The sequence below is a fragment of the Prauserella sp. PE36 genome (assembly GCF_003311655.1).
Taxonomy (GTDB): Bacteria; Actinomycetota; Actinomycetes; order Mycobacteriales; family Pseudonocardiaceae; genus Prauserella_A; species Prauserella_A endophytica.
Genome location: NZ_QEQT01000078.1, coordinates 1 through 18,720 on the forward strand (window position 1 = coordinate 1; position 18,720 = coordinate 18,720).

Annotated in this window: 20 protein-coding genes and 1 pseudogene; 13 read left to right on the plus strand and 8 right to left on the minus strand. The window is 69.2% G+C overall.

Going from position 1 to position 18,720, the window contains the following annotated elements:
• The 3 genes from DI005_RS20980 to DI005_RS38650 form a co-directional block, all read right to left on the minus strand.
• The coding region (locus DI005_RS20980; RefSeq protein ID WP_147263889.1) for an IS3 family transposase at positions 1–591 on the minus strand (591 nt) is incomplete at its 3' end.
• Positions 592–632: 41 nt separating this feature from the next.
• Positions 633–866: a transposase gene (locus DI005_RS20985; protein WP_113643216.1), complete on the minus strand. Its 234-nt coding sequence runs from the start codon at positions 864–866 to the stop codon at positions 633–635.
• Between the two features lie 45 nt (positions 867–911).
• Entirely contained in the window at positions 912–1,634 is a 723-nt protein-coding gene (locus DI005_RS38650; RefSeq protein ID WP_199543053.1) for a hypothetical protein, read from the minus strand.
• Between the two features lie 769 nt (positions 1,635–2,403).
• Between DI005_RS38650 and DI005_RS20995 the strand changes: the two genes are divergently transcribed.
• The 6 genes from DI005_RS20995 (at position 2,404) to DI005_RS21020 (ending at position 7,491) form a co-directional block, all read left to right on the plus strand.
• Positions 2,404–2,727, plus strand: a complete 324-nt coding sequence (locus DI005_RS20995) for a 2Fe-2S iron-sulfur cluster-binding protein (protein WP_113643246.1) — start codon at positions 2,404–2,406, stop codon at positions 2,725–2,727.
• Positions 2,724–3,938 (plus strand): NAD(P)/FAD-dependent oxidoreductase, encoded by a 1,215-nt coding sequence (locus DI005_RS21000; protein WP_113643247.1) that lies wholly within the window; start codon positions 2,724–2,726, stop codon positions 3,936–3,938. The genes DI005_RS20995 and DI005_RS21000 overlap by 4 nt, the downstream gene beginning before the upstream one ends.
• Positions 3,939–4,021: 83 nt before the next feature.
• Positions 4,022–5,308, plus strand: coding sequence for an aromatic ring-hydroxylating dioxygenase subunit alpha (locus DI005_RS21005; protein ID WP_113643248.1), 1,287 nt, complete (start codon positions 4,022–4,024; stop codon positions 5,306–5,308).
• A gap of 12 nt (positions 5,309–5,320) precedes the next feature.
• On the plus strand, positions 5,321–5,815 hold the full coding sequence (locus DI005_RS21010; protein WP_113643249.1) for a 3-methyl-2-oxobutanoate hydroxymethyltransferase: 495 nt from the start codon (positions 5,321–5,323) through the stop codon (positions 5,813–5,815).
• Between the two features lie 13 nt (positions 5,816–5,828).
• Positions 5,829–6,635 (plus strand): 3-methyl-2-oxobutanoate hydroxymethyltransferase, encoded by an 807-nt coding sequence (locus DI005_RS21015; RefSeq protein ID WP_199543055.1) that lies wholly within the window; start codon positions 5,829–5,831, stop codon positions 6,633–6,635.
• 1 nt (position 6,636) lies between these two features.
• On the plus strand, positions 6,637–7,491 hold the full coding sequence (locus DI005_RS21020) for an alpha/beta fold hydrolase (protein ID WP_113643251.1): 855 nt from the start codon (positions 6,637–6,639) through the stop codon (positions 7,489–7,491).
• Here the strand turns inward: DI005_RS21020 and DI005_RS21025 are convergent.
• Together DI005_RS21025 and DI005_RS21030 are read right to left on the minus strand one after the other, a co-directional pair.
• Entirely contained in the window at positions 7,462–7,932 is a 471-nt protein-coding gene (locus DI005_RS21025; protein ID WP_113643252.1) for an RpiB/LacA/LacB family sugar-phosphate isomerase, read from the minus strand. The genes DI005_RS21020 and DI005_RS21025 overlap by 30 nt on opposite strands.
• Positions 7,933–7,935: 3 nt before the next feature.
• The gene (locus tag DI005_RS21030; RefSeq protein ID WP_199543058.1) at positions 7,936–8,874 is read right to left on the minus strand and encodes a hypothetical protein; all 939 of its coding nucleotides are present in this window, start codon (positions 8,872–8,874) and stop codon (positions 7,936–7,938) included.
• A gap of 99 nt (positions 8,875–8,973) precedes the next feature.
• Here DI005_RS21030 and DI005_RS21035 point away from each other — a divergent pair, with 99 nt between their 5' ends.
• From DI005_RS21035 to DI005_RS21045, 3 genes are read left to right on the plus strand one after another with little or no spacing between them, the layout of a single operon-like run.
• Positions 8,974–10,092, plus strand: coding sequence for a zinc-binding dehydrogenase (locus tag DI005_RS21035; RefSeq protein ID WP_113643254.1), 1,119 nt, complete (start codon positions 8,974–8,976; stop codon positions 10,090–10,092).
• A complete protein-coding gene (locus tag DI005_RS21040) occupies positions 10,089–10,802 on the plus strand; it encodes a 4-carboxy-4-hydroxy-2-oxoadipate aldolase/oxaloacetate decarboxylase (RefSeq protein ID WP_199543061.1) in 714 nt (237 codons plus the stop codon). Before DI005_RS21035 ends, DI005_RS21040 begins: the two co-directional genes overlap by 4 nt.
• Positions 10,799–11,809 carry an amidohydrolase family protein gene (locus DI005_RS21045; RefSeq protein WP_113643255.1) on the plus strand — a complete coding sequence of 337 codons (1,011 nt, stop codon included), beginning with the start codon at positions 10,799–10,801 and terminating at the stop codon, positions 11,807–11,809. Before DI005_RS21040 ends, DI005_RS21045 begins: the two co-directional genes overlap by 4 nt.
• A 6-nt stretch (positions 11,810–11,815) precedes the next feature.
• On the opposite strand, the gene DI005_RS21050 is transcribed toward DI005_RS21045, so the two are convergent.
• Positions 11,816–12,568, minus strand: a complete 753-nt coding sequence (locus DI005_RS21050) for a FadR/GntR family transcriptional regulator (RefSeq protein ID WP_113643256.1) — start codon at positions 12,566–12,568, stop codon at positions 11,816–11,818.
• A gap of 150 nt (positions 12,569–12,718) precedes the next feature.
• Between DI005_RS21050 and DI005_RS39735 the strand changes: the two are divergent.
• The 4 genes and pseudogenes from DI005_RS39735 to DI005_RS21070 all read left to right on the plus strand — a co-directional run.
• Positions 12,719–13,981 (plus strand): annotated as a pseudogene (locus tag DI005_RS39735) (IS701 family transposase); the annotation flags it as partial.
• A 378-nt stretch (positions 13,982–14,359) separates the two neighbouring features.
• Positions 14,360–15,409 (plus strand): ABC transporter substrate-binding protein, encoded by a 1,050-nt coding sequence (locus tag DI005_RS21060; protein WP_113643257.1) that lies wholly within the window; start codon positions 14,360–14,362, stop codon positions 15,407–15,409.
• On the plus strand, positions 15,406–16,251 hold the full coding sequence (locus DI005_RS21065) for an ABC transporter ATP-binding protein (RefSeq protein WP_113643258.1): 846 nt from the start codon (positions 15,406–15,408) through the stop codon (positions 16,249–16,251). Before DI005_RS21060 ends, DI005_RS21065 begins: the two co-directional genes overlap by 4 nt.
• A gap of 38 nt (positions 16,252–16,289) precedes the next feature.
• The gene (locus tag DI005_RS21070; RefSeq protein WP_113643259.1) at positions 16,290–17,219 is read left to right on the plus strand and encodes an ABC transporter permease; all 930 of its coding nucleotides are present in this window, start codon (positions 16,290–16,292) and stop codon (positions 17,217–17,219) included.
• 282 nt (positions 17,220–17,501) lie between these two features.
• On the opposite strand, the gene DI005_RS21075 is transcribed toward DI005_RS21070, so the two are convergent.
• Complete coding sequence (locus DI005_RS21075; protein ID WP_158559859.1) at positions 17,502–18,311, minus strand: IS3 family transposase; 810 nt, start codon at positions 18,309–18,311, stop codon at positions 17,502–17,504.
• A 41-nt stretch (positions 18,312–18,352) separates the two neighbouring features.
• Positions 18,353–18,586, minus strand: coding sequence for a transposase (locus DI005_RS21080; RefSeq protein ID WP_113643216.1), 234 nt, complete (start codon positions 18,584–18,586; stop codon positions 18,353–18,355).
• Between the last annotated feature and the right edge of the window lie 134 nt (positions 18,587–18,720).

Here is an 18,720-nt window from a genome sequence, read left to right on the forward strand (position 1 = left end):
TTGCCCGGCTCGTTTCCTGGCCCAGATCCCCATCTCCAACGCGTCAAGGGCGAGATTCGTGTGCAACGAGGTCGAGACCTGCCAGCCCACGACCATTCTTGAGAACACATCGATGACGAACGCGGCATATACCCATCCCGAAAACGTCCGGATATAGGTGATATCCGCTACCCAGAGTTGGTTCGGGCGATCGGCGGTGAAGCGGCGCCCGACCAGGTCTGCCGACGAAGGTGAGGCCGCGGCGATAGTGGTCCTGGGGCGCCTGCCCCGCCGTAGACCCTGCAGGCCCTTCTGCCGCATCAGCCGCTCGACCGTGCAGCGAGCCACGCGGATTCCCTCACGGTTGAGCTGGGCATACACTTTCCGCGCCCCGTAGACGCTGTAGTTCTCACGGAACACGCGCTCAATCTCGGTGAGCAGCTCCGCATCCCGCAGGACGCGTTTTGATGGTGCGCGTTTCCTCGCTGCCCAATACGTTCTCGGAGCGATCTGTACACCCGATTCTTTCAGGACTGCGCAGATCGGCTCGACCCCGAGTTTCTTCCCCTCAACAACACGCTCGCGGTGGCCATCGATATAGTCAAAGACCACCGCGAGCGGAACCTCCCGCCGATGGGCGGAATCGTCAGAGGTTACTTGGTCTTGCGGTCGAGCTCCGCGGCGGCGAAAAACGCCGAAGCCGTCTTCAGGATCTCGTTCGCCCGCCGCAATTCACGCACCTCGCGTTCCAGCTCGGCGATCCGCGCAGCGTCGTCGCTGGTGCGGCCAGGTGCCGTGCCGGCGTCGATCTCGGCGCGCTTGACCCACGTCCGCAACGCCTCCGGGTGCACGTCCAACTGACTCGCGACCCGGCGGATGACTGCCATCCGCTGCCCCTCGCGATCCCATCCAACGCCATCCGCGTCGCCCGCTCACGCAGCTCGTCGCTGTACTTCTTCGGTGCCGGCATGCTCTGCATCCTTCCTGGAATCAAAGCCTGCACAGAACCCGGGGCGCATCAACAATTCGTCAGCGGTGAGGTGGCCCGTCGTCAGCCCCTGCTCGTGCGCATAGCGCAGGAAGACCTCCAGGGTGGTGCGGTTCGCGGCGAGCCCGTAAGGCCAGAAGTCCTGCCCCAACAACGACCGCGTCCGCTCCAACTCGTCGACCAGCCACGGAACCATGTAGGGATTCGCGGCGACCTCACCCATCCGAGCCTCGGTGAGCGCCTTGGCCTCTTCAAAGGCAGAGAACAGGGAGCGGGCCAGCCAGGGGCGAGCGAGGTAGAGGTCTCGGCGGAGGACGACGGTATGCATGATGGGGAAGATGCCGGTGTCGGCGGCGTAGCGTTCCTCCTCGCCGCGGGGGTCAGCGAACAGCGTCCGCAGGGTGCCGTCTCTCTGGAGGAGCGGGCGCGGGGTGCGGGGTGCATAGAGGGCGTCGATCTCGCCACCGAGCAGCATCTCTAGCAGCGTCTGGCCGGCAGGGATTGGCTCCACCTCAATATCCGGGGGCAGGTTCAGTTCCTGTTTCTCGATCCGGCCGGGCTGGTGCATGCCTCCGGTTCGGTAGCGGACTGCGGAGACGGGCAGCTCGTGCCGGTCGGCCAGGATCCCGCGGATCCACACGTTCGCGGTGAGCTGATACTCCGGCACCCCGACGACCCCCCTGCCAGCTCGGCGGGTCGTCGCACATCGCTATCTGTGCGGACGTAGATGCCGTGATGGCGGAACGACCGGGAGGGGAAGACCGGGATGGCGACCAACCCGGTCTCCTCCCGGGCCCGTGCGGCGGAGGCGACGTGCGTGACGTAGGAGGCCAGAGATATCTCGGCCGCGTCGAACTCGCGGTGGCGGAGCATGCGGAAGAAGGTCTCCTCCACGGGGAGGCTGAGGTAGGTCAGATCGATGCCGTCGGGGCGCACCCGGCCTTCCGCCAACGCCCTCGTGCGGTCGTAGTCCCAACAGGCCAAGGTGATTGGTACGGCACTCATTCGGCTCTCCTTCGTGTCGCCTGGCTGAGCAGGTCGTCCGGCACCGGCCCTGCGCTGGCGATACGAGGCCGCAGGCGTGGTGCCGAGCATGAAAGGCCTCCTCGGCGAAGGCGCGGTGGTCACCACGCAGGATGGATCACAGGAGATCCTCGCGGTATAGACCGGGCGGTCTTGACGTTGGCGAAGAGCGCAGCGTCGAGCTCGTCGACGGGTTGAGTCGGCCGTGGGTGAACTGGAGCGTGCATAAGTCCTCCGGACCAGCTGCCTTCTGTGCAGTCTCGGAGTACGGCTCGAGGAGCCCAGCGTCGACGGGCTGGCCTGGCACGCGCCTCGGGTCGGCACGCGTCACTCGACCCCCTGACCTTGCTCAAAAGGCAGATTGGTATTACATTATACCTAAACCCCCTTAGTCTGAAGAGGAAGAGCTGCCGGTGCCCAAGCTTGTTTTCGTGCTGCCCGACGGCACCGAGACCGGTGTCGATGCCCGGACGGGTGACTCCGTCATGATCACCGCGACCCAGAACGGGCTCGACGGTGTCGTGGCCGAGTGCGGTGGCAACCTCAGCTGCGCGACCTGCCACGTCTGGGTGCGCGACGACTTCCTCGACGCGGTCGGCCCGCCCGGGGAGATGGAGGACGACATGATGGATCTGGCCACCTCCGACCGGCGGACCGGCAGCCGGCTCTCATGCCAGATCATCGTTTCTGAGGAGTTGGACGGGCTGACCGTCGAGATTCCGCGGGAACAGCCGTGAGCATCGGTACCCTGATCGTTGGAGCGGGCCAGGCCGGGGCCCAACTCGCCACCTCGCTGCGTGAGGCCGGCTACACCGCCCCGATCACACTCGTCGGGCACGAGCCGCACCTGCCCTACCAGCGCCCCCCGCTGTCGAAGGCTTACCTCCTCGGCCGCGCGGATGCGACCGGGCTGACGCTGCGCTCCGCCGCCTTCTACGCCGACCGCGGGATCGAGGTGCTGATCGGCCAGCGCGTCGTCGAGCTGACGCCAAAACGGGCTGCGATCGCGGGCGGGCGCGCTCTGACCTTCGACCGGCTGGCGCTCACTGTCGGCGCGCGCGTACGGCAGCTCACCGTGCCCGGTGCCGAGCTCGACGGAGTTCATCACCTGCGAGTCCTGGCCGACTCCGACCGGCTGCGTGCCGCACTGGCGGCCGCAAGGCGCGTCGTCGTGGTCGGCGGCGGGTTCGTCGGACTCGAGGCCGCGGCGGCCGCGCGCACGTTCGGCGTCGAGGTGACGGTTGTCGAGGCCGCGGACCGGCTGCTCGGACGTGCTGTGGCCCCTGTCGTCTCGGAGTTCTACCGGCAGGCGCACCAGCGCCGCGGGGTGCGCGTGCTGCTCGGCTCCGCGGTGACCGAGATTCTCGGGAGGGACGGCGCCGTCGCCGGAGTCGGGCTCGCCGACGGGACGGAGCTGCCCGCGGATCTGGTGCTCGTCGGCATCGGCGTGGTCCCGCGGACCGAGCTCGCCGAGCAGCTCGGCCTGCTGTGCGCGGGCGGTGTCGTAGTCGACTCGAACGCGCGCACGAGCATCCCGACCGTCGTCGCGGCAGGCGACTGCACCGTTCAGCCGGGGCCGGTCGGCCCGATCCGGATCGAGTCCGTCCAGAACGCCGTCGCCCAGGCGAAGATCGCCGCCGCCAGCCTCGCCGGTCGGCCTGAGCCCGCACGCGAGGTGCCGTGGTTCTGGTCGGACCAGGGTGAGCTCAAGCTGCAGATCGCCGGCATCTCCGCTGGTCACGACCAGACCGTCGTACGCGGGTCCCCGGAGGCCGAGCGCTTCGCGGTCCTCTACTACCGCGCGGGCGTCCTGGTCGCCGTGGATGCGGTCAACTCCCCTGCGGACTACCTGGTGGGCCGCAAGGCATTGGCTCAGGGCTTGACGGTGCCCGCAGATGAGGCGGGCTCGGACCGCTCCCTCAAGGAGCTGCTCGTCATGGCGCCGTGACTGTGGTCGCACCGCGCCAGTGGACACTTGGCGGACTAACGGTATTATCATTTGGAACAACTTGAGGCGAAAGGAGGCCGGCGTTGCTCAAGACCGAGATCAACGAGCTGCTGACCCAGACCGGTCCCGGCACCCCCATGGGGGAGCTCTTCCGGCAGTACTGGATCCCAGCCTTGCTCGCCGAGGAACTGCCCGAGAACGACTCACCCCCGGTGCGGGTGAAACTCCTCTCGGAGCGCATGCTCGCCGTCCGGGACAGCGAGGGCCGCTACGGGCTGATCGACGAGTTCTGCGCACACCGCGGCGCCTCGTTGTGGTTCGGCCGCAACGAGGAAGGTGGGTTGCGCTGCGCCTACCACGGCTGGAAGTACGACGTGACTGGCCAGGCGGTCGAGGTCCCGTCCGAGCCGGAGAACAGCAACTTCTGCGCCCATGTGAAGCTGCGCTCGTACCCGCTGGTCAAGATCGGCGACGTGCTGTGGACCCACATGGGGGACCCGGACAAGCGCCCCCCGCTGCCGGAGTTCGAGTTCGCGCACGTCGCCCCCGAGCAGACCTACATCTCGAAGCGCTGGCAGGAGTGCAACTGGCTGCAGGCCTTCGAGGGCGGCATCGACTCCAGCCACGTGTCCTGGCTGCACTCGGGCGGGTTGAAGAGCGACCCGCTGTTCAAGGGCGCGAAGGGCAACGAGTACAACATGCGCGACCTCCGGCCGTTCTTCGAAGTCGCGGACGCGGACGGTGGGCTGTTTGTCGGGGCCCGGCGCAACGCCGAGGAGGACAGCTACTACTGGCGGATCACGCCGTGGGTGATGCCAAGCTTCACCTTGGTGCCCCCGCGCGGTGACCACCCGGTGCACGGGCACTGGTGGATCCCGATCGACGACCACAACTGCTGGGCCTACTCCTTCGACTACCACCCGACCCGGCCCCTGACCGAGACCGAGGTGGCGGCGATGCGCGCGGGCCACGGCGTGCACAGCGAGAACATCCCCGGCACCTACCGGCCGGTCGCGAACAAGGACAACGACTACCTGATGGACCGGGAGGCCCAGCGCCGCGGCGAGTACTTCTCCGGGGTCAAGGGGATCGCGATCCAGGACTCCTCCCTGCAGGAGAGCATGGGCCCGATCGTCGACCGCTCGAAGGAGCGCCTGGTGTCCGCGGACGCCGGGATCATCAAGGCCCGCCAGAAGCTGCGGAAGGCAGCGTTGGCACTGCAGAAGGACGGCACCGTGCCGCCCGGCGTCGACCCGGCCCACCACCGCGTCCGGTCCGCCGCCGTGGTGCTGCCCCGGAACGCCGCGTTCATCGATTCCAGCCAGGACGCGCTGACCGCGGAGCCCGGCAAGCCGCACGCCTCGGTCTGAGCAGAAACAACTATGATCCCTATCCTGCAAAGCAGCTGCGCCGAGGCGACCTCCCTGGAAGAGGCCCGGTACCGCATCGACATCCCGATCAAGGGCAGGCACGGTGCCCGCGTCGTCGCGCTGGACGACGGCGCGGCCACCCTCGTCCGGCGGCTCACCCGCGAGCCGTGGAACGCGGCGCGCTTTTACACGTTGCCCACCCAGAGCCCGACTGAGCCGGGCACGTGGCTGCACCGCACGAACGGCAACCCGTCCCCGCTTGCCGACGAGCTGGCGGAGGGGGACGTCGTCGTCATGATCGCCACCCGGGACGACGCCTCCCCGGAGGCGGTCGAGGCCATCGGCCGGGCCTGCGCTCAGCGGGGCATCATGACCGCAGCCGTGGCGGTCGGGCGCCAGACCGGAATGGCGGGCGCCGTCCGGGCGCTGCGCCCGTACGCACGAGTGCTGCTGGTCAACGGCGAGGAGTCCGACGTCGCCGACCTGCTCAGCGCGATCAGGGCCTGAGGAGGTGCGATCCATGACGACCCTGCCCGAGCTGCAGGCGATGAAGCGCGCGGGACGCAAGAGTGTGTGCGTCGTCGCGTGGGACTACCAGATGGCCCGGATCGCCGACCGGGTCGGCGTGGACATCGTGTCCATCGGCGACACCGTCGGGATCAACCTGTGGGGTCAGCCGAACCCCCTGGAGATCACGATGGAGCAGATCCTGGTCGTCGCCCAGGCCGTCCGGCGCGGCGTCACCGGAGCTCTGCTGTCCTGCGACTTCCCGTTCGGGCCGTTGCAGGAGGGCCCCCGCACGGCCGTGCGCGCGGCGATCCGGCTGGTCAAGGAGGCGGGGGTGGACGTCGTCAAGCTCGACGGCGCCGCGGACCACCTGGACGCGGTCGCAGCAGTGCGGGACGCGGGCATCCCGGTGTTCGCGCAGTTCGGAATCACCCCGCAGACAGCGCTGCGCCACGGCGTCACCTACAGCGCCACCCCGGGCCGGGAGACCGAGGTGCCGCCGGAGATGCGCGACGAGCTGGTGGCCGAGGCCAAGGCGCTCGAGGCCGCGGGCGCATCGCTGCTCAACTTCACCAACTCCGGGCCCGTGGTGGGCCCGGCGGTGGTGGACGCCGTGTCCATCCCGGTGCTGGGTGGGCACGGCGGCGGGCCGTGGCTCGACGGCCGGATCCGGATGGCGACGGCGGCGATCGGCTACGCCGCCTCGGGCATCGACGACCCACCCGACACCTATGCCAACGTCGCGCAGATCAGCTACGACGCCCTCACCGCGTACGCCGAGGACGTCCGGGCCGGCCGGCAGATCCGCGGGGGCCGCTGACATGCCGACCACCGTGATCGACGGACTGACCACCCGCTACGAGGTGCGCGGCGAGGGGTTCCCCCTGCTGCTGTTCTCCCCCGGCGGGTTCGACGCCAAGCTGGAGAACTGGGCCACGCACGGCGTCTACCGGCGCACGGGCCTGGTGGACCGGCTGGCCGAGCGCTATCGGTGCATCGTGTTCGACCGCCGCGAGGCCGGGGAGTCCGGGGGGCGCGTCGAGCGTGTCACCTGGGCGGACTACGCCGCGCAGGGCCGAGGCCTGCTCGACCACCTCGGCGTGGAGCGGGCCGCGCTGCTCGGCGCGTGCGTCGGGTGCTCGGTGGCGACGGCCTTCGCGGTCGCCCGTCCCGAGCGCACGGCGGGTATGGTGCTCTACTCCCCGGCGGGCGGCGCCGGCTACCGGATGACGCAGCACCGTCGGTTCGCCGAGCACGCCGCGTTCGTTGCCGCGCACGGGCTCGCCGCGGTCGTCGACCGGGTGAAGAATACCGCGGCCGGGTTCAGCACGGACCCGGCCGTGGGGCCGTGGGCGGCGGTATTGCGCAGCGATCCCGCCTTCGCGCAGACCTACGCCGCGCTGGACCTCGAGCGCTACCGGACTGTGCTGGATGGGTTGGCCCGCACGATGTTCGACCGGGACAGCGTGCCGGGCCCGGAGCCGGAGGACCTGCTCGCACTGGACGTGCCGGCGCTGGTGGTGCCGGGGCAGGACCGCTCGCACGCCCGCTCGGCGGCATGGTTCCTGCACGAGTGTCTGCCCGGTTCCGAGCTGTGGGACGTCCCGGTGGCCGAGCAGACCGCCGAGACCGCCCCCGCGCGCGTCCTAGCCTTCCTCGACCGGCTGGCGCAGTGACTCCCCGCGATCGAGCGCCATGATCATGGCGACCCGGTCCGCGTGCCGCCCACCGCGGAACCGGGTCGCCAACCACACGTCCAGGATCCGCTCGGCCGCGTCCGCCGCGATCACCTTCGCGCCCATGACCAGCACGTTCGCATCGTTGTTGCCCCGGGCGACCTCGGCGACGAAGGTGTCGTGGCACAGCGCGGCCCGGATCCCGCGGATCTTGTTGCAGGCGATCTGCTCGCCGCTGCCGCTGCCGCCCAGCACGATCGCGAACTCGGCGGACCCGGAGAGCACCTGCGCGCACACGTCCTCGCAGAGCAACGGGTAGTCCACGACCTCCTCCGCGTGCACCCCCCGGTCGTTCACCTCATGGCCCCGGGCGGTGAGCCACGCGCCGAGCTGCGCTTTCATCGGCAGGGCGTTGTGGTCGGCGACGACTGCGATCCGCATGCCTCAGCCCACCAGCTCGTGCGTGCCCTTGGCGAACAGGGTGTCCACGTCCGGCCGGGTGTCCAGGATGCGCTGGGCGAGCGCGTGGTCAATCAGCTTCTCCAGCACCGCCCGGTTGGGCTCCACCCCATAGGGCAGCGGATCGCGTCCAGTCACCTCGGCCACCCGGGCGTTGGTCCTGTCCGCCGCCGTGGGCTCGGCGACACGGCCCGCCCGCAGCGCGTCGACGTACTCGGTCTTGGCGCGCGCGAACGCCACGAAGAGGTCCTCGGCGAGGCCCGGATGCGCGTCCAGCAGCTCGTCCCGGACGACGACGAGGTGGTTGACCGGGTGGAACCCGTCCCGACGAAGCGCGCGCACGCCGGCCTCGAACGCGTCCTGGATCAACGGCTCGACCGCAGGTCCCCTCAGGTCCGCACCGATCACCGCGGCAAGCTCGCCCGCGCCGAGCAGCTCGCCCAGGTCCCCGCCCGCGGGCTCCACATTCGGTGGCGGCACGAACTCGGCGACGTGCTCGTCGCCGGACAGCGCCCACACCACCGCGTCCAGGTCGACGCCGTACTCGTCCGCCAGTACGCCCCGCGCCCACACACCGGTGGTGACCGTGTACCCGCGGCTCACCCCGACCCGCCGCCCGGCGAGGTCCTCGGGGCGGACCCCGGAGCCCGCGGCGACCTGAATCGCCTGATGGTGGAACCCCCGCACCAGGAACACCGGCAGCGCGGTGAACCGCGCCCCGTGGGCCTTCGCTGCGAGATATGTGGTCACGGACAGCTCGCAGACGTCGAACTCCAGCCCACGCACCATCCGGCGGAACGCCTGGACCAGCGGGGACACCTCGACGAAGTCCAGCCGGGCGCGGGCGGGCGCGATCGTGCCCTCCTTGAGCGCCAGGTTCGCGCCCTGTGATCGGGTAACCGTCCGGAGGTGCATCTCGGGCATGGCGTCGTTCCCCTCTTCCGCGGGACCGCCCCTGGCCCCGCCCGCCATCACACACTAGCATTGGTCATACACCAGACCATGACCAAGGAGTGAACTGCGATGGCTGAGGACGTACTCGCGGCTGTGCGCACCGGGCCCGGCCGCACTGAGTTGCGGAGCTTCGCCATGCCAGACGTGCCCGCCGACGGCGCCCTGCTGAAGGTCGAGGTCGCCGGTATCTGCGGGACCGACGTGAAGATGTACGCCACGCCCCCGTTCGCCGATCCGGTGATCATGGGACACGAGAACGTGGGCATCATCGCGGACGCGGGCCCGGAGTTCCTGCGCCGCCACGGGCTCGCCGTGGGCGACCGGGTGTTCGTCGAGCACTACATCGGCTGCTTCCACTGCCGGTGGTGCCACGCTGGCGAGTACCGGCACTGCGAGAACACCGACTGGCGCACCAACCCCGACGCACGCCGCTACGGCTACACGTCCGCGGACAACCCCTACCACCTCTGGGGCGGGTTCGCGCAGTACATGTACCTGCCGTGGAACGCGGTGCTGCACAAGGTGCCTGACGGGGTGTCCGCCGAGCTCGCGGGCCTGGTCACCCCGTTGTCGAACGGGATCGAGTGGGCGCTCAACGCCGGCGGCGTCGGCTACGACTCGACCGTGCTGATCCAGGGCCCGGGCCAGCAGGGGCTCTCCCAGGTCGTCGCCTGCAAGCAGGCGGGCGCCTCGACGATCATCGTCACCGGCACCACCCGAGACGCCGCCCGGCTGAAGCTGGCGAAGGACCTGGGCGCGGACCACGTGGTGGACGTGCTGACCGAGGACGCGCTCACCGCCGTTCGGGACCTGACCGGCGGCACGGGCGTGGACGTGGTGCTGGACTGCACTGCGGGGGCGGGCACCGCGCCGGTGCTGCTCGGCGTGGACGCGCTCACCCGGCGCGAGGGCGTGATGGTGGTGCAGGGCGAGCTCGCCGCGTTCCCGGACTTCCCGCTCAAGAAGCTCACCGAGAAGGCGATCACAGTGCGCAGCGCCCGCGGGCACGGCTACCGGTCCTGCGAGCTGGCGCTGAACCAGCTGGCCTCCGGCCGCTTCCCGCTCGAGCGGCTGGTCACACACACCTTCACCCTCGACCAGGTGGACCGGGCCATCCGCGCCGTCGGCGGCGAGGTGGAGGAGGACGTCGTACACGTCTCCCTGCTGCCCTGGGCCGGTGTGTCGTGAGCAGGCACGTCGGGAACGTCGTGGTGCGCAACCCCCCACGCGCCGACGAGGCCGCGGTCAAGGAGCTGGCTCGGTTCGGGGTCGCGACCGTGCACGAGGCGCAGGGCCGCACCGGGCTGCTGGCGCCGCGACTGCGGCCGATCTACCCCGGCGCGCACGTGGCCGGGACCGCGGTCACCGTGAGCATCCCGCCCGGAGACAACTGGATGATCCACGTCGCCGTCGAGCAGTGCCGGGCCGGGGACGTGCTGGTCGTGGCCCCCACCACCCGTTCCGACGCCGGTTACTTCGGCGAGCTGCTCGCCACCGCGCTGGCCACCCGCGGAGTGCTGGCCCTGGTGATCGACGCGGGCTGCCGGGACGTCCGCGAACTGACCGAGATGGGCTTCCCGGTCTGGTCCCGCTGCGTCTCCGCGTTCGGCACCGTCAAGGAGACCCTCGGCAGCGTCAACGTGCCGGTGGCGTGCGCCGGACAGCTGGTGCGGCCCGGAGACGCCATCGTCGCCGATGACGACGGCGTGGTCGTCGTCCCTCGCGAGGAGGTCGCCGCCGTCGCCGCCGCGTCCGCGGCCCGGGAGGAGAAGGAGGCCGTGACCCGCGAGCACTACCGGCAGGGCACGCTCGGGCTGGACCTGCAGAACATGCGGGAACGGCTGGCAGCCAAGGGGCTGCGCTACGTGGACCACGCAGAGCACCGGGAGGACACGTGATCATCGACTGCCACGGGCACTTCACCACCCCGCCGGCCACGCACACCGACTTCCGCAAGGCCCAGCTCGCCCGGTCGGCCGATCCCGACCTCCCCGAGCCGGTCCTCGCGCACGCGTCGGACGACGAGGTCCGCGAGGCCGTGGAGACCAACCAGCTGCGCCTGCTGCGCGAGCGCGGCGGCGACCTGATGATTTTCTCCCCGCAGGCGTCGGCCATGGAGCACCACCTGCCCGACCCGGAGGTGGCCCGGACCTGGGCGCGGACCTGCAACGACCTCGTCGCCCGGGTGACCGACCTGTTCCCGGCGCACTTCGCGGGCGTGGCCCAGCTGCCGCAGACCCCCGGTGGCGAAATCACGGACGCGGTGGCCGAGCTGCGCCGCACGGTCTCCGAGCTCGGGTTCGTCGGTGTCAACGTCAACCCGGACCCGTCCGGCGGCCACTGGACGGCACCACCGATGACGGACGAGTACTGGTTCCCGCTCTACGAGGCCATGGTGGAGCTGGACGTGCCCGCCATGATCCACGTCTCGGCCTCCTGCACGCCCGCAGCGCACACCCTCGGCGCCCACTACCTCAACGCCGACACCTCGGTGTTCATGCAGCTGTTGCAGGGCGATCTCTTCGGCCGCTTCCCCACGCTGCGGTTTGTGATCCCGCACGGCGGTGGCGCGGTGCCCTACCACTGGGGGCGATTCCGCGGCCTTGCGGACCGGCTCGGCCGCCCGCCGCTCGCCGAGCACCTCATGGCCAACGTCTTCTTCGACACCTGCGTGTACCACGAGCCGGGCGTGCGCCTGCTGCTGGACGTGATCGGGACGGACAACGTCCTGTTCGCCTCCGAGATGCTCGGCGCCGTCCGCGGGGTCGACCCGACGACCGGGCACTACTTCGACGACACCAAGCGGTACGTGGACGCCATCCTCACCGAGCCGGCGGCGGCACAGGCAGTGTTCGAGCGCAACGCTCTGCGCGTCTATCCCCGGCTCGCCGCGCGGCTCAGCTGACCCTACTCACTCGCCCGGACGCAGTCGCTCTGCCGTCCGGGCGAGGTGAGCAGTCATCACGGCGGTTGCGGCCGCGACGTCCCGCATCTGGACCGCCTCCACGAACTCCCGGTGTTCCTGTGCGCCCTTGATCCCGACGCTCGGGTCTTCCTCCTGAGCACGCATGAGCGACCGCAGCACCGGACCATGGAACGTGCGCGCCAACAGCTCCAGCGCCGGATTGTGCGTCGCCCGCGCCACGCGGACGTGGAACTCCGCCGACAGCGAAACCGGATACTCTCCCTCCGTTCGCTGGAGCGCGTCGGCTCGGTCACAGATCTCCAGGAGCTCGTGGACGTCCTGTGCGTCCGCCCTACGGCACACGAGCGGCACGATCCCGATCTCGAACACCTGCCGCGCCTCGGTCACGTCTGCGGGCTCCACCACCGAGAAGGTGAGCAGGTCCGAGATGCCCTCCCCGACCCGCTCGCTGGTCGGCGCGGTGACGAACGCGCCGCCGCGGGCGCCCACCTTGATCGTGACCAGCCCGTTCGCCTCGAGCATCTTCAGCGCTTCACGTACGGTCACCCGGCTGACCCCGAACTGGTCACCGAGCTCCCGCTCCGACGGCAGCCGATCCCCCGCCTTCAGCTGGCCGTCCCGGATGAGCACCCGGATCCGCTCGACGATCAGGTTCGACACCCGACCGGAGGTCACCCTGTTGAACATGCCGGACTGCCCGGTGATCGGCCGCGCGCCGACCTCAGATTCGGAGCTCATGGACTGATGATAAGGCAGTTTCGTCAGCGACCATGTCTGCTCCTTTTAGGTGTTAGGCCCCCAGCCCCTAGTAGCACTTTGCCAGATGTGTCGTTCCCGCTGATCCGGCGTGGTTCGTGATCTCGTTCGGGTCGTGCCTCCGGAGGAGGGATGCTCGGCGGGCTGGCCCGGGCTGATCAGCGGGCCAAGGACGAGTTGTATCTGCGTGGGTTGCTGCTGGATGGCAAGCGCAAGTCCATGCAGCCGATGGCCGCCCGGCTCGGGGTCGATCATCAGCAGTTGCAGGAGTTCGTGACCTCTTCGACCTGGGACTACGCGCAGGTGGGTGGCCGGCTAGCCCGGTAGGCGGCCGAGTTCATCGACCCCCGCGCGTTCGTCGTCGGCGACACCGGCTTCGGCAAGGACGGCGTCGAATCGCCCGGGGTGGCCCGGATGTACTCCGGGTCGCTGAGCAAGGTCGGGAACTGCCAGATCGGGGTCAGCGTGCACGCTGACCCCGACTAGGTCGAAAACTGACAGAGGTTGTTGACAGGCTGGGCTCCTGGGACGACACCACGACCGACAAACCTGTGGCGGCCGAGGAGATTCGCCGCCGGCGGGCGCGCAGCAAGATTCCGGATGAGGTGCGGCGCCGGGAGAAGTGGCGCCAAGCCCTGGACATGCTCGACGAGATCACCGGCCACAAGAGATCGACGACGAGCAGATCGGTGGCTGGGGTCTGGCCCCGCGGCCGGTGGTCGCCGACGCCGGCTACGGCGACTGCACCGAGTTCCGCCTCGAACTCGAGGCCGACACCCTGCCCTACGTGCTCGCGGTCAAAGCCGCGACCAGCGCATATCCCGCCGACGCCGAACCGGTGAGCCCGCCCTACAGCGGTCGCGGTCGGCCCCCGGTGCCGCGCTACGCCGACACCCCGTCCACGCTCGCCGCGCTCGCCCGCGGCGCGGGCCGCCGCGCGCTGCGCCGGGTCACCTGGCGCCGCGGCGCCCGCCAGGGCCCGGGCAATCCCACCGCCGCGATGACCTCCCGGTTCCTCGCCCTGCGGGTCCGACCGGCCAACCGCGACACCCCCCGAGGCGGCGACGGCACGCTGCCCGAGTGCTGGTTGACCGCCGCATGGCCACCCGGGGCACCCGAGCCCACCGACTACTGGCTATCCAACAGCCCGTCGACACCCCGCTGCGGGAACCGGTCCGGCTCGCGAAGATCCGCTGGCGCATCGGGCACGACTTCCGCGAGCTCAAAGACGGCCTCGGCCTGCACCACTTCGAAGGCCGCAGCTACCTCGGCTGGCACCGACACGTCACCCTCACCGCGCTGGCCCAGGCGTTCTTCACCTCGCTGCGCTACGACCCAAAAGCCCCTGTGCCGGCCCGACCCTCTACGCCGTCCCCCGTGAACTCCAGACCCTCCTCGGCCTCTGGACCGGCGCCTGCCATACCTGCAAACGCCCGAACCCAGACACCACCTAACTTCAAGGCCGACGGAGAACAGGCGAACATGCGCGTCCCGGCTGCCGGGCGGTCGGTCCGATCCGGCCGTCCCTCTGAGCCCGGCGGTTGATAAGGCTTGTTGTTAGACCTCATACTCCTCGACGACGACGCCCCTTCCGTACTCGCGTACTCGTTCGAAGAGCGGCTCCAACCAACGAGCCGAACACCGTGTCGTGGGAGAGAAGGTCGCCGGGACATTGCCCGGTGGCAGGACAGAACCGTTAGACCATCAGTGATTCCGGGCTGTGCCGTCACCGCGCGGGCACGGCGACGATTGTTGGGCAAGGAGGCCCTCGCCATGTCAGTCCTCAGGACGGGGAGTATCCCGGGTGCCGTAGCCGCCCTGCTGCTGGCGCTCACCGCGTGCGACGGCGGTTCGGCTGGTTCCGGCTCTGCAGACGCGATCACCATTGGATCCCCGGGTTCGTCCAGCGACGCCGGGTTCTACCTGGCCGACCACCGCGGCTACTTCCGCGCGGTCGGGTTGAAGGTAGAGTACAAGCAGGTCTCCGGCGGTAGCGACCTCATCCCGCTGCTGTCCACCGGCCGGCTCGACGTCGGCGGCCTGTCGCTGAACTCCGGTCTGATCAACGCGGTCCGATCGGGCAATCACTTGCAGCTCGTCGCGGACAAAGGGTCGTTCACCGACGGGTCGACTCCCAGCTACGGCGCCATGCTGATCCGACCGAGCGACGCTAGCGTCATCAAGGGGCCGGCTGATTTGCGCGGGCGGACGATCGCCGTCGGCTCGGCTGGGTCCTCTCTCGACGTCGCGATCTCCGGCTACCTGGCGCAGGGCGGTCTGACCACCAAGGACGTCAAGATCACCACGCTCGGCCAGAACCAGCGGGTGATCGCACTGGAGCAGAAGGCGGTCGACGCGGCCTTCGTCTTTGAGCCGTTCCTCAGCCAGGCTCTGGGTCGCAATGCCGGGGTGGTCCTGGCCGACGGCGGCGCGATGGCCCGTGACCTGCAGGTGGCGGGCGTGGTGTTCGGGGGGCCCTTCGTCGAGGAGCACCCGGAACAGGCCCAGGACTTTCTCTCCGCCTACCTGTGCGGGGTGCAGGACTACAACGCCGCGGTCCGTGACGGCAAGGACGCCGACGCGGTACTGGGCATCATCGCCGACGCCACCGGCGAGAGCGTCGAGTCGCTGCGCAGGGGCATCCCGATCGGGTTGCGCTCCGACGGTGCGCTCAACGCGGACGACGTCCAGCAGACGATCGACAGGCTGGCAGCCAATGGTCTGGTGACCGGGCCCCTGTCGGTCGACGAGCTGATCAACACGAGGTACGCGCAGAACGCACAGTCCTGCGACGAGATCCGAGCGAAGGCGAAGACCTCATGAGCACTGCCGAGATCGTCGGCCACGCCGGCGCCGAGGACGAGACCATCAAGATCAGCGTCGCGAACCTGACGAAGACGTTCGCGGTCAAGAACAAGCCGCCAGTCGTAGCGCTGGACGACATTTCCCTGACTGTGGGCAACGGCGAGTTCCTCAGCATCGTCGGGCCCTCCGGCTGTGGGAAGACCACGCTACTGCGCATCCTGGCCGGGCTCGACCGGCAGACCTCTGGCCGCATCACGCTGCGCCGTCAGGTCGACGACACCCGGCCCGCCAACGCCGTCGTCTTCCAGCAGCAGAGCGCTTTCCCGTGGCTGACCGTCGAGGAGAACGTCAGCTACGGGCTGCGGATGGCCCGCGCGCCCCGATCGGTGATCAAGGAGCAGACCGCCTACTGGGTCGCCACGACCGGGCTGGCGGCGTTCAAGAACGCCTATCCCCACCAACTCAGCGGCGGCATGAAGCAGCGTGTGGCGATCGCCCGGGCCTTCGCCTACGACGCCGACATCTTGTTCATGGACGAGCCGTTCGCCGCGCTCGACGAGCAGACCAAGGCCGTCCTGCAGGCCGAGCTGATGAGGATCTGGGGCGACACCGGCAAGACCGTCGTCTACATCACGCACAGTCTCGACGAGGCAGTCTCGCTGTCCGATCGGGTGCTGGTCATGACCTCGCACCCGGGCCGGATCAAGGCCGCGGTGCAGGTGCCCTTCGAGCGCCCCCGCGATGTGATGGCGCTGCGCAAGGCGTCGGGGTACGGCGAGCTGGTGTCCTACCTGTGGGACCTGCTTCGCGACGAGGTCGGGAACGCGATGGCCGACGAAGCCGCCAGGATCGGCTCATGACGGCCAACCACGACGGTGTTCGAGGGGATCGAGGAACCATGTCCACATCAGAGGCACCGGCCGGGCTGTCGAAGCCGGTCGAAGGGCCGGCCGAGGCCTTCGCGGACGGAGCGCGCGGCGTGGCCGGCCAGCAGGCGGCAGCGGTCGGGAGGACCCCGACCGGTGACACCCGGCTCACGGCCGTGGAGGGTTCCTCCGCCAGCGCTGGGGCCCGGTCGAAGCGCCTGGAGAAGATTCTGGCGTTCGCCTCGCCACTAGCGGTGCTGCTGCTGTGGGATCTCGCGGCGCGCACCGGCCTGATCGATCCGCGGTTCTTCCCCGCACCCTCGGCGATCCTGGTCTCCACCTGGAACAACCTCGCCAGCGGTTACCTCCTCGACAATATGCTGATCAGCCTGCGGCGCGTCGGCATCGGCTTCCTGGTCGGCGTCGTCCCGGGCGTGCTGCTGGGGCTCGTGCTCGGGTTCTCCCGCCTCGGGCGGGCCGCCCTGCTCCCGCTCGTGCAGTCGCTGTACCCGATCCCCAAGAGCGCCATCGCCCCGCTGCTGCTGCTCATCTTCGGTCTCGGCGAGCCGTCGAAGTGGGTCCTCGTCGCACTCGGCGTCTTCTTCCCGGTCTTCTTCAACACCCTGGCCGGGGTGCTCAACCTCGACCGCATCTACACCGAGGTGGCGCAGAACTTCAGCGCCAGCCGGATCCAGTACCTGCGCACGGTGGCGCTGCCCGGCGCAATGCCGATGATCATGACCGGCTTGCGGTTGGGCATCGGCATGGGTCTGATCCTCATCGCCGTCGCTGAGATCATCGGTGCCGACAGCGGGCTCGGGTACATGATCTACAACGCCTGGGAGCTCTTCCAGGTCGAGACGATGTACTCCGGTCTGATGGCGATCGCGATCCTCGGCCTGACCGTCCAGCTACTGATGAACCGGATCGAGCGCGCCCTCGTTCCGTGGTCGCGGGACTGACCGCCGACTCGCGACACACCGCTCCTCCCGCTGGGGATCCCGGGCGGGCTGCTGCGCAGACCCGCCCGGAGGACCCTTCCGGTCCGGGGCAGCCACCCGGTTCCCAACCCCAGAGGTACTCCGCGGTGTCACGACCCACTGGATCCGATCGAGCGCGCCCGGTCGATCGAGCTGCCGTCAATACGCTCTGTCCCCCGGACGTTGCGTGGCATGCGCCTGGCGCAAACGCGATTGATTACCACGGCTTTGAACAGGTGCTCGACTACTTCATCCGGCGGCGGGCTATCGCAGCAGCGAAGTCCTTCCTGGGCGGCCGGTGAAGAAGGCGACCGTACGTGCTGCACTCGTCGACATCCTACTCGAGCCCGGCCACTCGCCCGCCACCACGATCGGGTTGATCAGCCACCAGATTCCTACTCCAACCGGCCATACACGCTGGAGAGACAATGACGCCCCAGGTCCTCGCGGCACTTGTGCTGCTCGCACTCTTCGTGCTCGGCATTGCCCGGCTCGTTTCCTGGCCCAGATCCCCATCTCCAACGCGTCAAGGGCGAGATTCGTGTGCAACGAGGTCGAGACCTGCCAGCCCACGACCATTCTTGAGAACACATCGATGACGAACGCGGCATATACCCATCCCGAAAACGTCCGGATATAGGTGATATCCGCTACCCAGAGTTGGTTCGGGCGATCGGCGGTGAAGCGGCGCCCGACCAGGTCTGCCGACGAAGGTGAGGCCGCGGCGATAGTGGTCCTGGGGCGCCTGCCCCGCCGTAGACCCTGCAGGCCCTTCTGCCGCATCAGCCGCTCGACCGTGCAGCGAGCCACGCGGATTCCCTCACGGTTGAGCTGGGCATACACTTTCCGCGCCCCGTAGACGCTGTAGTTCTCACGGAACACGCGCTCAATCTCGGTGAGCAGCTCCGCATCCCGCAGGACGCGTTTTGATGGTGCGCGTTTCCTCGCTGCCCAATACGTTCTCGGAGCGATCTGTACACCCGATTCTTTCAGGACTGCGCAGATCGGCTCGACCCCGAGTTTCTTCCCCTCAACAACACGCTCGCGGTGGCCATCGATATAGTCAAAGACCACCGCGAGCGGAACCTCCCGCCGATGGGCGGAATCGTCAGAGGTTACTTGGTCTTGCGGTCGAGCTCCGCGGCGGCGAAAAACGCCGAAGCCGTCTTCAGGATCTCGTTCGCCCGCCGCAATTCACGCACCTCGCGTTCCAGCTCGGCGATCCGCGCAGCGTCGTCGCTGGTGCGGCCAGGTGCCGTGCCGGCGTCGATCTCGGCGCGCTTGACCCACGTCCGCAACGCCTCCGGGTGCACGTCCAACTGACTCGCGACCCGGCGGATGACTGCCATCCGCTGCCCCTCGCGATCCCATCCAACGCCATCCGCGTCGCCCGCTCACGCAGCTCGTCGCTGTACTTCTTCGGTGCCGGCATGCTCTGCATCCTTCCTGGAATCAAAGCCTGCACAGAACCCGGGGCGCATCA